Raw genomic sequence first — 15,614 nt, forward strand, 5'->3', positions numbered from 1 at the left:
TGCTGAAAGTATCTCTACAAAATTTATTAAGATTCCTCCGGAATGACAAAGATTCAGCTTAATTTTAAATACTAAACGGTTAATAATTATAGAAATAAAAAACCTAAAATCTGCAACCTTGAAAAGACTATACATCAATATCCGCTTTTTTTTCGCACTCATCGGTGTAGGAATGCTCTATGTTTTAGCGTTTTTCTTTCCGTTTTTTATGATCTTAGGACACAGTCTTTTATTGCTGATCTTTCTTACTGTTTTTGTTGATTATTTGCTTATTTTCAGAGATAAAGATGCTGTTTTAGCACAAAGAATTTTACCTGAAAAATTATCAAATGGTGATGAAAATGCAGTGAAAGTTGATATTAAAAACAATTACAGTTTTAAAATTAATGTAAAAGTTATTGATGAAATTCCTTTTCAATTTCAAAAGAGAGATTTTTTGATAAGAAAGGAAATTCAATCAGGAAAAAATACATTATTTCAATATTTTTTAGAACCAAAAGAACGTGGGGAATATAATTTCGGAGCTTTAAATGTTTATGCTTCGTCACCGATTGGTTTCATTTCAAAAAGATTTATATTTCAGAAAGATACTTCCTTGGCTTCTTATCCGTCGTTTGTTCACTTAAGAAAATATGAACTGATGGCACTTCAGAACGAATTTTTATTAGGCGGAATCAAAAAAATCAGGAAACTGGGACACACAATGGAGTTTGAGCAAATCAAAGAATATGTTCCCGGTGATGATGTGAGAACGATTAACTGGAAAGCGACCTCAAAGACCAATCGTTTGATGGTGAATCAGTTTCAGGACGAAAAATCGCAGCGTATTTTTATTTTGATTGATAAAGGAAGAACGATGGAAATGCCTTTCAACGGCTTAAGTCTTCTCGATTATTCGATCAATGCGACAATGGCTTTGTCACATATTATTCTGAAAAAAGGTGACCGAGCTGGAATGATGACCTTCTCAAAAAAAGCTGAAAATAAAGTTGCTGCCGAAAATAAATCAGGACAATTAAGAAAAATTTCTGAAGCTTTATACAACATTAAAACCGATTTTTTTGAAAGCGATTTCAACAGATTGTATCAGGATGTAAGATATTCCATCAATCAGAGAAGTCTGGTTTTGCTTTTTACCAATTTTGAAACTTTGGATGGTTTAAACAGACAGATGAAATACTTAAGAGGAATGGCCAAAAACCATTTGCTGGTCGTAGTTTTCTTTAAAAACACGGAGATACAGAAACTGATGAATACCCATCCTGAAAGTATGCAGGGAATTTATGATGAAATCATTGCCGAAAAGTTTGAGTTTGAAAAGAAACTCATCATTCAGGAATTAAGAAAATACGGAATTTACTCAGTCTACACACTTCCCGAAAATCTGAATGTTGACGTGATTAATAAATATCTTGAAATAAAAGCAAGAGGGATTTTGTAGATTTGCAATAAGAAATAAGCAATAATGAAAATTACTTTAAACAGAATAAACGACGATTTTTTATTTGAATGTACCAATGCTCAGGGAAATTCAATTTTGTTAGATAATACCTCTCAACTGGGAGCAAAAGGGGTTTCACCAATGGAAAGTGTTTTGATGGCAGTTGCAGGATGCAGCGGAATTGATGTGGTTTCAATTTTGAAAAAACAAAGACAGGAAATTATAGGATTCAAAGCTGAGGTAGAAGGCGAAAGAGTTGCTGTAGATGATGCAAAACCATTCAAATCAATTAATGTAAAGTTTTTATTGGAAGGAAATATCGATCCTAAAAAAGCTTTGAAAGCATCCGAATTATCTTTCGAAAAATACTGTTCGGTTTCAAAAACTTTAGAACCTAATGTAGAAATCGGGTATGAAGTTTTTGTAAACGGAGAAAAAGTTGAGGGATAAAGCAATAGAGTGGGAGAGTTTTAGTGTTTGAGAATTATTGAATAAGAAAATATTTTCAACAACTCTCAAACACTACTTCACTCAAGCTCTCCAACCCAACTAAGCTAGTCTCGGCTTCATCAGTTTTGCCACAGTTGCAGTCCATCCTGTTTGATGCGAAGCTCCAACTCCGCGACCATTATCTCCGTGGAAATATTCATAAAATGTGATGTAATCTTTGAAATTTGGGTCGTAATTAAATTTATAATTCCCGCCGTTGAAAGCGCGTTGTCCGCTTTCATCTTTCAGAAAAATAGAGCAGAGTCTTCCGCTGATATTTTGGGCAACTTCATCTAAATTTTTCTTTTCGCCACTTCCGGTAGGAAATTCTACTTTTAAACTGTTTCCATAATAAAAATGGAAACGTTGTAAACTTTCAACAATCAGGAAATTGATAGGGAACCAAATCGGACCGCGCCAATTACTGTTTCCGCCAAACATTCTGCTATCGCTTTCTGCAGGTGTATAATAAACAACATTTTTATTACCATGAACTGTGAACACAAAAGGATTTTCTTCATAAACCTTAGACATTGCACGAATTCCGTAAGAACTTAGAAATTCTTTTTCGTCCAACATTCTTGTCAGAACTTTTGTAAGTCGGTTTTTACGAAGAATACTCATCAAATGTTTTCTGCCGCTTCCTTCTTCATCCCAGTGAGAAACTAAAGAAGTCAGTTCAGGTTTATTTTTTAAAACCCAATCCATTCTCTCTCGGAAATTAGGCATTTTACTGAGCAAATGATGATCGATAATTTCAACTGCAAACAAAGGAATTAAGCCTACAATACTTCTCAGCCTTAAAGAAACACTTTCTCCGTTTGCCAACTGTAAAACATCATAAAAGAAGCCGTCTTCTTCATTCCAAAGACCTTCTTTTCCTTCACCCATGTTTTCCATGGCTTCGGCAATATAAAGGTAATGCTCAAAAAACTTGATGGCCATATCTTCATAAACCTGATAATATTGAGCCAATTCCATAGAAATTCGCATCATGTTGAGCGCATACATGGCCATCCAGCTTGTTCCGTCGGCTTGCTCAAGATGTTCACCGTCTTTCAGTTCCATATTTCGGTCAAAAGCACCGATGTTATCTAGTCCTAAAAATCCGCCGCCAAAAATATTTTTCCCGTTTTTATCTTTTCTGTTGACCCACCAGGTAAAATTCAACAATAGTTTTTGAAAAACTTTTTCAAGGAATAAAAGGTCTGGTTTTCCGTTTGTTTTTTCATCAATTTTAAAAACCCTGAAGCACGACCATGCATGAACAGGCGGATTGACATCACTCAGATTCCATTCATAAGCGGGCATTTGTCCGTTCGGATGCATATACCATTCCTTAGTAAGCAAAAGCAATTGATTTTTCGCAAAATCAGCATCAATAATGGCAAAAGGAACGCAATGGAATGCCAAATCCCAAGTTGCATACCAAGGATATTCCCATTTATCAGGCATTGAGATGATGTCTTTATTGTGAAGATGTTCCCATTCTGTATTTCTTACATAATGATTAAAATCTCTCGGAGCTTCATAATTAGGGTCGCCTTTCAGCCATTTTCCTACATTATAATGATAGAATTGTTTGTTCCAAAGAAGTCCTGCAAAAGCTTGTCGCTGCACATTTTTTTCATCGTCATTAAATATATCCTGCTGAATTTCATCGTAAAATTCATTCGCTTCATTAATTCTTGCATTAAAAATATCATCAAACTGATAAAAAGCATCATCCATATCATACGGTGACAACCTGAATTCAAAAACTTCAGATTGACCTCCTTCGATAATTTCATCAATGATGAAGGCTGCTTTTGTACCCTTTCTTTCAGGATTTACAGTATTTTGCTGATGAATAATATAATCGTTGATTCCATCTTTATAGTAAGTATTTTCAACAGACGGAGTGCCATGAAGTTTAGGATGATTGGTTTCATTCTCACAGAAAACCTGTTCTGCATTTTTATTTTTTGAATAAAACTTTTTAATAGGAATACTGTCGTGAACCACATTGATGCAGCCTTCTTTTCCTCTTTCTACCTGACCTTTGTATTCATTATAACCCCATTTCCAGTTATTTCTAAACCAAGTTGTAGGTAAAATAACAATCGGGGCAGCTTGGTTACTTCGGTTACAGACCGTAACACGAATTAAGATATCATGAGCATCAGATTTACAGTAGTCTATGAAAATATCGAAATATTCATCTTTATCAAAAATTCCGGTATCGAAAAGTTCATATTCAGGTTCTTTTTTGGTGCGTCTTGCATTTTCTGCTACAATTTCGTCGTATGGAAATTCGTTGATAGGATATTTGTACACCATTTTCATATAGCTGTGAGTAGGTGTATTATCAAGATAGTAGAAAATTTCTTTAATATCTTCTCCGTGATTTCCCTGCGGATTGCTCAAGCCGAAAAGACGTTCTTTTATTCTTTTATCTTTTTTATTCCAAAATGAGAGAGCAAAACAAAAAAGTTGTTTGGTATCCGAAATCCCCGCGATTCCTTCTTCTCCCCATCGATACGTGTGGCTTTCTGCAATATCGTGGTTGGCAAAATGCCAAGCATTTCCGTTGGGGCTGTAGTCTTCACGCACATTTCCCCATTGTCTGTTGCTTACATAAGGTCCCCAGTTTTTCCAGTCTTTATCTTGTAATCTTTGCTTTTCGATATTCATTTTCAGCCATTTTCATTGCTAAGTTAATTTTTTTGATAAATAATTCCAATTTTTTTAATCTGAATAATTATTAACAACCTTCTCAAAACCCTGCTGCGATTACGTTTGGTATTATTTGTTAATTTTTTTTAATTTTTAAAATAAAAAGTTTTATCTTTGCACCATTCGTTCATTTACATATTGAAAATGTTATCAAGAAAGGTTGAGGGATTAGACCCTGTGAAACCTTAGCAACCCTTTGCGCAAGCAGAGAAGGTGCTACGTTCTACCAAATAAATTTATTTTGGACAGATAACTTACTGAAGTTCTTTTCAGCCATTCTTCTCATGGCATTTTCAAATTTATTTTTAATAATATATAATTTGAAAACAGAACTGCAACATATTAATTTTTTGTACAAAACCGATTCTCAGAGAGAATATCATATCCCGTTAAGCTACCAGCTTTTTGGGAAAGAACTCTTTTCAGCACCCATCATTTTGATAAATCATGCCTTAACCGGAAACTCGAATGTTGCCGGAGAAAAAGGTTGGTGGAAACAACTGATTGGCGAAAATCAGGTAATTGATACAAATAAATATACTGTACTCTGCTTCAATATTCCCGGAAATGGATATGACGATTTTTTTATTGACGAATATTCAGATTTTACCCCTTCAGATATTGCAAATATATTTCTGAAAGGTCTTGAATCTTTAAATATTAAAAACATATACGCTCTGATTGGAGGATCTTTAGGAGGTGGAATCGGTTGGGAAATGCTTTCGAAAAAACCTGATTTAGCTGAAATTTTTATTCCGATTGCCTGTGATTCTAAAACTCATGATTGGTTGCATGCTCAATGTCTCGTTCAGAAATTTTTATTAAATGGAAATGAAGAACCGTTGCAAAAAGCCAGAGTCCATGCAATGTTGTGCTACAGAACGCCTCAGTCTTTAAACGAAAGATTTCAAAATAAATTTAATCATGAAAAACAACAGTTAGAATCTGAAGACTGGCTGACTTATCATGGTAAATCTCTTGCCGAAAGATTTAGTTTAAAATCTTATCAACTGATGAATCATTTACTAATGAATATTAATGCAAACGAAAATATGTTAAAGAAAATTCAGGCACGAATGCACATGATCTCTGTAGATACAGATCTATTTTTTCCTGCCTCTGAAATCAGAAGCGGCTTTGAAAAGCTAAAGGAAAATAAAGAAGATGTTTTCTATCACGAGATCAAATCAGTTCATGGGCACGATGCCTTCTTAATGGAATACAGTCAATTAAATAATATCATAAATAACATTTTGTAGGAAAAAAAGAGTTTAAGGTAACTCTGTCTTATAAAAAAAATAAAAAAGGTTACAGATGAAAAGTAATGCAAACGAAATAAAATTTTTAAAGAACAGATCGATCATCAAATTTGAAGGAGAAGATTTTTTAGGTGAAATAGGGATTGATGGAAGAGTGTTTAAAGCGCTTACATTTGCGCGTATCAGTGTAGGAATAATTTCTCAACAGGCGGTAGAAAACGGATTGTCAATTTTGGTACACGAAGATGATTCTGAAAAAGCAGTAAACTGTCTTATCGAAGAGTTTGCTACGGAAAGAAAATCAGGAAAAGTTACCCAGATTTATAGTATCAACAATGTTTCTGTTATTGGTTTTGTGGCAGAGGATTTAAATAAAATACTTTCTGAACTGGCAAGAAATAACGTTTTTCCATTGTTGTTAAACCAGAATTCAAGCGAGAAACGTATCAATATTGTTGTGACATCTTCTCAGGATGAGAAAACTAAAAATATCATTGAATCTGAAATTTTCAAAAAACCAAAAACAGTTCACTTGGCAATTATCGGTCACGGAAATGTGGGGAAAACGTTGATAGAACAGGTTTTACATTCTTCGGAAGAAATTAAAAGAAGAAAAAATATACATCTGAAAGTAGTTGCTGTTGCTAATTCAAGAAAAATTGCTTTCAACAAAAAAGGATTTGACAACCAATGGAGCAATGAGGTTTTTGCCTCTGAAAAAACCTCTAATGTAGACGAATTAATTAATTTCTCTAAAGAAAATCAGCTTGAAAATCTAATTGTTGTTGATAATACAGCAAGTACAGATTTTGTTAAAAACTACCATGCTTTGGCAGAAAACGGGTTCGATTTAGTTTCTTCAAACAAAATTTTCAACACACTTCCAATCGAAGAATATCGTAAACTAAGATATACGTTGAACAAAAACAACAAGCGTTATTTGTATGAAACCAATGTTGGTGCAGGTTTGCCTTTAATTGATACGATAAAACTTTTACACCTTTCCGGTGAAAATATTACAAGAATAAAAGGTGTTTTTTCAGGAACATTGAGTTATGTTTTTAATAACTTCTCTTTGAGAGATGATAAATTTTCAACCATCGTCAATGAAGCTTTAGAAAAAGGTTTCACAGAACCAGACCCAAGAGAAGATTTATCAGGAAACGATGTGGCGAGAAAATTATTGATTTTGGCGAGAGAATTAGATTTGATTAATGAATTTAATGACATCAATATCCAAAACCTAGTTCCGGAAGCTTTACTTTCTATTTCAAAACAGGAATTTCTTTCAAGATTGGAAGATTTAGATGATGAATACGATAAAATTAAGAAAAATCAGGAGCCTGGTCACGTTTTAAGATACGTTGGAGATTTGCATGGAGATCTACAGAAAGAAAAAGGCAACCTGGATGTAAAATTGATTTCAGTTCCTGCAACTTCGGCTTTGGGACAGTTGAAAGGTTCAGATTCTATTTTTGAAATCTATACCGAAAGTTATGGTGAAAACCCAATTGTCATCATGGGAGCCGGAGCTGGAGCAAAAGTAACAGCAAGAGGCGTTTTCGGAGATATCTTAAGATTAAGTGAAACTAAATAATATTAATATAACAGTTTAATAATGTAACAGTTTACCAATATTTATTACAACTGTCATTCTGATTGAAAGAAAGTGAAAAGAAGAATCCTATTGTTATATTGTTAAACTGATACATTGTTACATTTTCAAACTATATGGAAAATTTCGAAACCTTAGCCATAAGAACCCAAACTGAAAGAACTCAGTTTGACGAGCATTCTACGCCTTTATACCTTACTTCAAGCTTTGTTTTTGAAGATGCGGAAGATATGAGAGCGAGCTTTGCCGAAGAAAAATCAAAAAATCTGTACAGCCGATTTTCAAATCCTAATGTTACAGAATTCACCGATAAAATTGCAAAAATGGAAGGCGCAGAAGCAGGTTATGCTTTCGCTACGGGAATGGCGGCAATTTATTCAACTTTTGCCACTCTGCTCAATGCGGGTGATCATATCGTAAGCTGTCAGTCGGTTTTCGGCTCTACGCATACGTTGTTCACAAAATATTTCCCAAAATGGAATATCGAGACCACTTATTTCAAAGCAGAGGATTCTGAAAATGTTGAAAAATACATTCAGTCCAATACGAAAATTTTATATCTGGAAACGCCGACCAATCCTGCGATTGAAGTATTAGATTTAGAATTTTTCGGAAAGATTGCAAAAAAGCACAATCTTATTTTCATTGTGGATAACTGTTTTGCAACTCCATATCTACAGCAACCGATAAAATACGGTGCAGATATCGTTGTTCACTCGGCTACAAAATTAATTGACGGTCAAGGTCGTGTTTTGGGTGGAGTAGCGGTTGGTAGAGAAGATTTGATTCGTGAAATTTATCTTTTTGCAAGGAATACCGGACCAGCAATGTCGCCTTTCAATGCATGGGTCTTATCTAAAAGCTTGGAAACTTTGGCAATCCGTGTAGAAAGACACTGCGAAAATGCTTTAAAAGTTGCTGAGTTTTTAGAAAACCATCCAAATGTTGATTTGGTAAAATACCCGTTTTTAAAATCACATCCTAATTATGAGATTGCCAAAAAACAAATGAAATTAGGTGGAAATGTTGTTGCATTCGAAATAAAAGGTGGTATTGAAGGGGGCAGAAACTTTTTAGATAAAATAAAAATGTGCTCACTTTCTGCAAACTTGGGAGATACCAGAACGATTGTCACGCATCCTGCATCAACAACGCATTCCAAGCTTTCCGATGAAGAAAGAAATGAAGTAGGAATTACTGCAGGTTTGGTTCGTTGCTCGGTAGGTTTAGAAAACGTGGAAGATATTATTGCAGATTTAAAGCAGGCATTAGATTAAACTAATTTGAGCAGCTTTATCCGCCTGAATTTATCCTGAGCTTGTCGAAGGATCTCGTTCAAGTCGGGCTGCAGAGATTCAGCGTAAAACCAGCCTTGACAAGGCTTAGAAATAAAAAGTTTGAAATAAATAAAGAGTCCTGAAAGGACGATTTAAATCAGAATAGGATAAAATCCTATTAAAATGAAAAGAACAATTTCAAAAAAAGTAAAATGAAAAATTCAGAACAACTATACAAAGCATTATCCGAAAGAATTTTAATTCTCGACGGAGCGATGGGAACCATGCTTCAGCGATACAAATTCGAAGAAGAAAATTACCGTGGCGAGCGTTTTAAAGATTGGGAGCATCCAGTAAAAGGAAACAACGATCTTCTTTCTCTTACGCAACCCGAAGCAATTGAAGAGGTTCATAGAAAATACCTCGAATCTGGAGCCGATATTCTGGAAACCAATACATTTTCCGGAACTACGATTGCGATGGCCGATTATTACATGGAAGAGTTGGTCTACGAACTGAATTACCAGTCTGCAAAAATTGCCAGAAAAGTTTGTGATGAGTTCACCGCTAAAAATCCGGACAAACCAAGATTCGTTGCCGGCTCTATTGGTCCTACGAATAGAACGGCAAGTTTAAGTCCGGATGTAAATGACCCTGGTTATCGTGCGATTACTTTTGAAGAGTTAAGATTAGCTTATAAACAACAGTCAGAAGCTTTGTTAGACGGCGGTTCAGACATACTTTTGGTAGAAACAATTTTCGATACTTTGAATGCAAAAGCTGCATTATTTGCAATTGATGAAATTCAGGAAGAAAGAGGAATTGAAATCCCGATCATGGTTTCAGGAACGATTACCGATGCTTCAGGAAGAACGTTGAGCGGACAAACCGCAGAGGCTTTTTTGATCTCAGTTTCGCATTTAAATTTATTAAGTGTAGGTTTCAACTGTGCTTTGGGAGCAAATCAATTAACGCCTTATTTAGAAACATTAGCGCATAATTCAGACTTTTTTGTTTCGGCATATCCTAACGCAGGTTTACCAAATGCTTTCGGGCAATATGACGAATCTCCCGAATTTATGGCTGAGCAGATTAGAGAATATGTAGAAAAAGGATTGATCAATATTATTGGTGGATGTTGTGGTACAACGCCGGAACACATCAAAGCAATCGCTGATTTAGTTGATAAATACGAACCAAGAAAAGTGAAAAATTTTGTATGATTTTTGATTGTTGAAAATTTAGAACGAGTACACAAAATACTTTTTTTAAATACAAAAACAACGATCCCATGGAAAAGCCAATTTATCTCAAAAATCCGGACGACGCCAAACTGTTTAATGAATTAAGAAAAAGAGTGAACCAGCGAGTAGAAAAACTTCCCCCAAACAGAGATGTTTACATTAAGATCAAAGCCATTATTTTGCCTTTGATCTATTTTGGCTTGTATCTATTTGCTCTTTTAAATGCAGATCAGCCGTGGATTTATATTTCTAGTTTTGTGCTGATGGGAATCTCTCTGGTTTTAATTTATCTGAATTTAATTCACGAAGCAGCTCACAATAATATTTTTAAAAGCAAAAAACTGAACAGTCTTGTATTGCAGATTTTTGATTTTGTGGGAGCTAACTCATACATCTGGAAAAAAAGACATATTGCAGCTCATCACGCTTACCCAAATGTTGACGGTTGGGATACCGACATCGAACAGAGCGGACTTTTATTAATCGTTCCATGGATTAAAGCAAAAGGAATTCAGAAATATCAGCATTTCTTTTTCTTTTTGGTGTATCCGCTTTATTTATTTAACTGGATGTTTATCAGAGATTTTAGAGATTTTTTTGATAATGAAAGGGTGATTCTGAAAACTCAGGGAAGAATTCCGGTTTCAGAAAAAATTAAGATGATAAGTTTCAAACTGTTTTACTTTTTTTATCAGATTGCCGTGCCTGTTTTATTTTTTAAAGTTTCCATAGGATTAGCTTTGGGAGCTTGGTTTTTACAGGTGATTGCAGCAAGTATTTTTGCACTTTTTGTGTTGTTGCCTTTGCATCCGCTTCCAGATAATGCTTTTCCGAAATTGGATGAAAAAAATGCACTTCCGTTCAGTTGGCTTCGCCATCAATTGGAAGTTACGAATGATTTAAAAGAAAATAATTGGTTTGTGAGAAACATGTTAGGAAACTTCAATTTTCACGTTGCCCATCATCTTTTTCCGAATTACAGTTATATGTATTATAACGAAATCACCGAGGAAATTGAGCAGTTTGCCAGAGAATATAATCTGGGTTACAAGCGATTTCCAATTTTTACTGCTTTAGGCAAACATGTTGATTTGCTGAAGCAAAATGCGAATAACGCTTATTTTATTTTAGAAGAATAATTAAATGAAATATTTAAGATTATCAGGGCTTGAACCTCTGATTATTACTCCGGAATCAAATTTCATCAACGTTGGTGAAAGAACGAATGTTGCCGGATCTAAAAAATTTTTAAGATTAATAAAAGAAGAAAAATTTTCTGAAGCCTTAGATATTGCCAGAGATCAGGTTGACGGTGGAGCTCAGATTCTTGACGTTAATTTTGACGACGGTTTGATTGATGGAAAAGCTTCCATGATTAAATTCCTGAATTTGATTGGTTCTGAACCGGATATTTCCAAAATTCCAATTATGGTCGATTCTTCCAAATGGGAAATTTTGGAAGCAGGTCTTCAGGTTGTTCAGGGGAAATGTGTAGTGAATTCTATCAGCTTAAAAGAAGGAAAAGAAGAGTTTGTAAAACATGCCAAAGCAATCAAAAGATATGGAGCTGCCGTTATTGTGATGGCTTTTGATGAGGTTGGTCAAGCTGACAATTATGAAAGAAGACTTGAAATCACCAAACGTTCTTATGATATTTTGGTTAATGAAGTTAAATTTCCTGCAGAAGATATTATTTTCGATTTAAATATATTTCCGGTGGCAACCGGAATGGAAGAACACCGTAGAAACGCAATCGATTTCATCGAAGCAACACGTTGGGTTCGCCAAAACCTTCCTTATGCTTCGGTGAGTGGAGGAGTTTCTAATGTTTCGTTTTCTTTCCGAGGAAATGATACAGTACGAGAAGCGATGCACTCGGTTTTTCTTTATCACGCCATTCAGGCCGGAATGAATATAGGAATTGTAAACCCTGCAATGCTCGAGGTTTATGATGAAATTAATAAAGAACTTTTAGAACTCGTTGAAGATGTAATTCTTGATAAAAGAGATGATGCAACGGAGCGTCTTTTAGATTATTCTGAACGGAATAAGTCAGTTAAAAAAGAAAAAGTTGAAGAATTAGAATGGCGTACTCATCCTTTACAGGAGAGAATTACGCATTCTTTGGTGAAAGGAATAGACCGTTTTATAGAAGAAGATGTAGAAGAAGCGAGGTTACAGTCTGAGAGACCACTTCATGTAATTGAAGTTAATCTGATGACCGGAATGGGCGTCGTTGGTGATTTGTTCGGAAGCGGAAAAATGTTTCTTCCACAGGTTGTAAAGTCTGCCCGTGTAATGAAAAAAGCAGTGGCATATTTGCAGCCATTCATCGAAGCTGAAAAAGATCAGGCACAGAAAGCAAACGGGAAAATTTTAATGGCAACCGTAAAAGGCGATGTTCACGATATTGGTAAAAATATTGTGAGCGTAGTTTTGGGATGTAACAATTACGAAATTGTCGATTTAGGGGTGATGGTTCCTGCTGAGAAAATTATACAAGCAGCAATTGAACATAAAGTTGATGTTATTGGTTTAAGTGGATTGATTACGCCAAGTTTGGATGAAATGGTCTACATCGCATCAGAATTGGAAAGGCAGAATCTTAATTTTCCTTTGTTGATTGGTGGTGCAACTACTTCAAAAGCGCATACTGCAGTTAAGATAGATTTAAAATATAAAAATGCTGTCGTTCATGTGAATGATGCTTCCAGAGCGGTAAATGTCGTAAGTTCTCTTTTGGGAGATCGGAATAAAGAATATGTAGACGATCTTAAAAATGACTACTCAGATTTTCGTGAAAAGTTTTTGAACAGACAGGTTGATAAAGAGTACGTTTCTCTGGAACAAGCAAGAGCTGATAAATTTAAAATTGATTGGGAAAATGAAGAAATATTCACTCCTAATCAACTAGGAATTCAGGTTTTTGAAAATCAGGATTTAGCAGAATTGATTCCGTTCATCGATTGGTCTCCATTTTTTAGAAGTTGGGATTTGCATGGAAAATATCCGAATATTCTTGAAGATGAGGTTGTAGGTGAACAAGCCAAAGAACTATTTGCAGACGGACAGAAAATTCTAAAGAAAATTGTTGATGAGAAGTTATTAACAGCAAAAGCCATCTTTGGAATTTTTAAAGCCAATTCAAACGAAACTGATGATATTTTGATTTATAATGAAAATAATCAGGAACAAGTTAAATTTTTAACCTTAAGACAGCAGGTTCAAAAGTCAAAAGGAAAAGATTATCTGGCGTTAAGTGATTTTATTGCCCCAAAAAGTACCGGAAAAACCGATTATATGGGAGCTTTTTGTGTAACAACAGGTTTCGGAACTGATGAATTATCAGATCAATACGAAAAAGATAATGACGACTACAATGCCATTATGGTAAAAGCCATCGCCGACCGTTTTGCAGAGGCTTATGCTGAATTTCTGCATAAAAAAGTCCGTACAGAATATTGGGGATATGCCAATCAGGAAAACTTGAGCAACGAAGATTTAATTGCTGAAAAATATAAAGGAATTCGTCCTGCGCCTGGTTATCCCGCATGTCCTGATCACTTAGAAAAACATGCGATTTGGGATCTTTTAAAAGTAAAAGAAAACATTGGAGTTTACCTTACCGAAAGTTTAGCTATGTTTCCTACGGCGGCTGTTTCAGGATATTATTTTGGAAGTCCGCATGCGAAATATTTTGGTTTAGGAAAAATCACAGAAGAGCAGGTGAAAGAATATTCAGAAAGAAAAGGAATTTCTTTGAGAGAGGCTAAGAAATGGCTTTCTCCAAATTTAGCAGACGGAATTTAATTTTTTGATTTTGCGGCGGCGAAGCCGCCGCAAAATCAAAAAATTCTTTAAAAAATTAAAACTTACTATTATTAAATGAAAATCACAGACCATATAAAAAACGCAAACGGAAAAACTTTATTCTCCCTCGAAGTAGTTCCGCCTCAAAAGGGAATCGGAATTGAAGATTTATATAAAAATATTGACCCTTTGATGGAATTTAAACCGCCATTTATTGATGTAACGACTTCCCGAGAAGAATATATTTATATTGACAAAGGAAATGGTTTGATGGAACGCAGAATTACCAGAATGCGTCCTGGAACTTTGGGAATTTGTTCAGCAATTCAACATAAATATGGAGTTGATACTGTTCCGCATTTGCTTTGCGGAGGTTTTACAAAAGAAGAAACAGAATATCTTTTGGTAGATTGTATGTATCTCGGAATCGATAATATTATGGCTCTTCGTGGCGACGCGATGAAAGGTCACCAGTATTTTGAGCCGACTTTAGGAGGTCATGCAAGTGCGATGGATTTAGTCAATCAGATCAATAATTTAGGTCGCGGAAAATACCTCCATGATGATGAACAAATTTGTGACGAACACAACAAATTCTGCATCGGAGTTGCTGGTTATCCAGAAAAACATATGGAAGCTCCTTCAATGAATTATGATTTAAAATGGCTGAAACAAAAAGTAGATGCAGGAGCAGATTATATCGTAACGCAAATGTTTTTTGATAATAAAAAATATATAGAATTTGTGAAAAAAGCTCGTGAAATGGGCATCACAGTTCCAATTATTCCGGGAATAAAACCGATTGCAACAAAAAAACATTTAAAATTATTGCCACAGGTTTTCAAAATAGATTTACCTGAAGATTTGATCAATGCTGTTGAAGGTGCTAAAAATAACGAAGCCGTAAAACAAATCGGTATTGAATGGGCAATTGCACAATGTAAAGAATTATTAGATTTTGGGGTTCCCGTTCTGCATTTTTACTCGATGGGGAAAAGCGATAATATTAAAAAAATAGCAGGAGAGTTGTTTTAATAAAATACGGCTGTTCATTTGGAACAGCCGTATTTTTGTTTTTTATTGATTTAAGAAAGTAACTAATTTTTTCAAGTCTTCCTCCTTATCAAATTTTATTTTATTTTCTTTGAAGAAAGTATTGAGTACTTCTTTTTTATCTGCGAATTGATCAATTATCTCTTTCTTGTTTTTCGGATTTTTTATAAACCCATTTTCTGTTTTGATGTAATAAATAGGATCTAAAGCTTTAAATACAGCTGGCCTATCAGTTGCGTAAGAGTTTACTGCAACTACTGCATCAATAAATTTAGTTTTAACTTTTTTATATAGAATGTTCTTTCCATTTACTAATTCGAAAAAGTAGCCAGATAGTTCATCATTAGTTTCTAATCGTACTAAAGTTTCTTTAGTTGTTGTAAAAGTCACTGTTGAAAAATTTTCATTCTTTGGAAGAACATATGGCTTGTCTTCTTTCATGAATTCAACTTCATCATTATAACTATTATATTTAGCTGGAGCAGATTCATTTGATCCAGAAAATTTAGCCACAATATATCCTTTGCTATAATAAGGGCTTCCTTGGATATCACTATAAGACAAATTTTTGCCAGCGCTTGGAGAGTTTACTTTATTAAAAATTGCATTATCTTGGGGTAAAAACTGTCCATTGTTTGCTAAAGAAAAGTTGGCTTGAGCGTTAATTGCTATTGCAAACAAAAATAATATGCTTGAAACTATCTTTTTCAT

At 34.6% G+C, this 15,614-nt stretch carries 11 protein-coding genes and 1 riboswitch; of the genes, 9 read left to right on the forward strand and 2 right to left on the reverse strand.

Annotated features, from left to right (window positions below):
- The first annotated feature begins 118 nt into the window (after window positions 1-118).
- Both BUR17_RS14320 and BUR17_RS14325 read left to right on the forward strand, forming a co-directional pair.
- A complete protein-coding gene (locus BUR17_RS14320; RefSeq protein WP_074231009.1) occupies window positions 119-1,441 on the forward strand; it encodes a DUF58 domain-containing protein in 1,323 nt (440 codons plus the stop codon).
- Between the two features lie 24 nt (window positions 1,442-1,465).
- The gene (locus BUR17_RS14325; RefSeq protein WP_074231010.1) at window positions 1,466-1,891 is read left to right on the forward strand and encodes an OsmC family protein; all 426 of its coding nucleotides are present in this window, start codon (window positions 1,466-1,468) and stop codon (window positions 1,889-1,891) included.
- Between the two features lie 99 nt (window positions 1,892-1,990).
- Here BUR17_RS14325 and BUR17_RS14330 read toward each other — a convergent pair whose 3' ends face one another.
- A complete protein-coding gene (locus BUR17_RS14330; protein ID WP_074231011.1) occupies window positions 1,991-4,603 on the reverse strand; it encodes an MGH1-like glycoside hydrolase domain-containing protein in 2,613 nt (870 codons plus the stop codon).
- A gap of 186 nt (window positions 4,604-4,789) precedes the next feature.
- A riboswitch (SAM riboswitch) is annotated at window positions 4,790-4,901 on the forward strand.
- Window positions 4,902-4,965: 64 nt separating this feature from the next.
- Between BUR17_RS14330 and BUR17_RS21250 the strand changes: the two genes are divergently transcribed.
- From BUR17_RS21250 to metF, 7 genes are all read left to right on the forward strand, one after another.
- The gene (locus BUR17_RS21250) at window positions 4,966-5,904 is read left to right on the forward strand and encodes an alpha/beta fold hydrolase (RefSeq protein WP_228418749.1); all 939 of its coding nucleotides are present in this window, start codon (window positions 4,966-4,968) and stop codon (window positions 5,902-5,904) included.
- A gap of 55 nt (window positions 5,905-5,959) precedes the next feature.
- Window positions 5,960-7,501: an ACT domain-containing protein gene (locus BUR17_RS21255; RefSeq protein ID WP_074231013.1), complete on the forward strand. Its 1,542-nt coding sequence runs from the start codon at window positions 5,960-5,962 to the stop codon at window positions 7,499-7,501.
- A gap of 134 nt (window positions 7,502-7,635) precedes the next feature.
- Window positions 7,636-8,796 (forward strand): O-succinylhomoserine sulfhydrylase, encoded by a 1,161-nt coding sequence (locus tag BUR17_RS14345; RefSeq protein WP_074231014.1) that lies wholly within the window; start codon window positions 7,636-7,638, stop codon window positions 8,794-8,796.
- Between the two features lie 212 nt (window positions 8,797-9,008).
- Window positions 9,009-10,019: a homocysteine S-methyltransferase family protein gene (locus tag BUR17_RS14350; RefSeq protein ID WP_074231015.1), complete on the forward strand. Its 1,011-nt coding sequence runs from the start codon at window positions 9,009-9,011 to the stop codon at window positions 10,017-10,019.
- Window positions 10,020-10,087: 68 nt separating this feature from the next.
- Window positions 10,088-11,179, forward strand: coding sequence for a fatty acid desaturase family protein (locus tag BUR17_RS14355; protein WP_074231016.1), 1,092 nt, complete (start codon window positions 10,088-10,090; stop codon window positions 11,177-11,179).
- A gap of 4 nt (window positions 11,180-11,183) precedes the next feature.
- Complete coding sequence (metH, locus tag BUR17_RS14360; RefSeq protein WP_074231017.1) at window positions 11,184-13,850, forward strand: methionine synthase; 2,667 nt, start codon at window positions 11,184-11,186, stop codon at window positions 13,848-13,850.
- Window positions 13,851-13,925: 75 nt separating this feature from the next.
- On the forward strand, window positions 13,926-14,885 hold the full coding sequence (metF, locus tag BUR17_RS14365) for a methylenetetrahydrofolate reductase [NAD(P)H] (RefSeq protein WP_074231018.1): 960 nt from the start codon (window positions 13,926-13,928) through the stop codon (window positions 14,883-14,885).
- Between the two features lie 42 nt (window positions 14,886-14,927).
- On the opposite strand, the gene BUR17_RS14370 is transcribed toward metF, so the two are convergent.
- On the reverse strand, window positions 14,928-15,614 hold the full coding sequence (locus tag BUR17_RS14370) for a hypothetical protein (RefSeq protein ID WP_074231019.1): 687 nt from the start codon (window positions 15,612-15,614) through the stop codon (window positions 14,928-14,930).

This window comes from Chryseobacterium scophthalmum (genome assembly GCF_900143185.1).
GTDB classification, from domain to species: Bacteria; Bacteroidota; Bacteroidia; order Flavobacteriales; family Weeksellaceae; genus Chryseobacterium; species Chryseobacterium scophthalmum.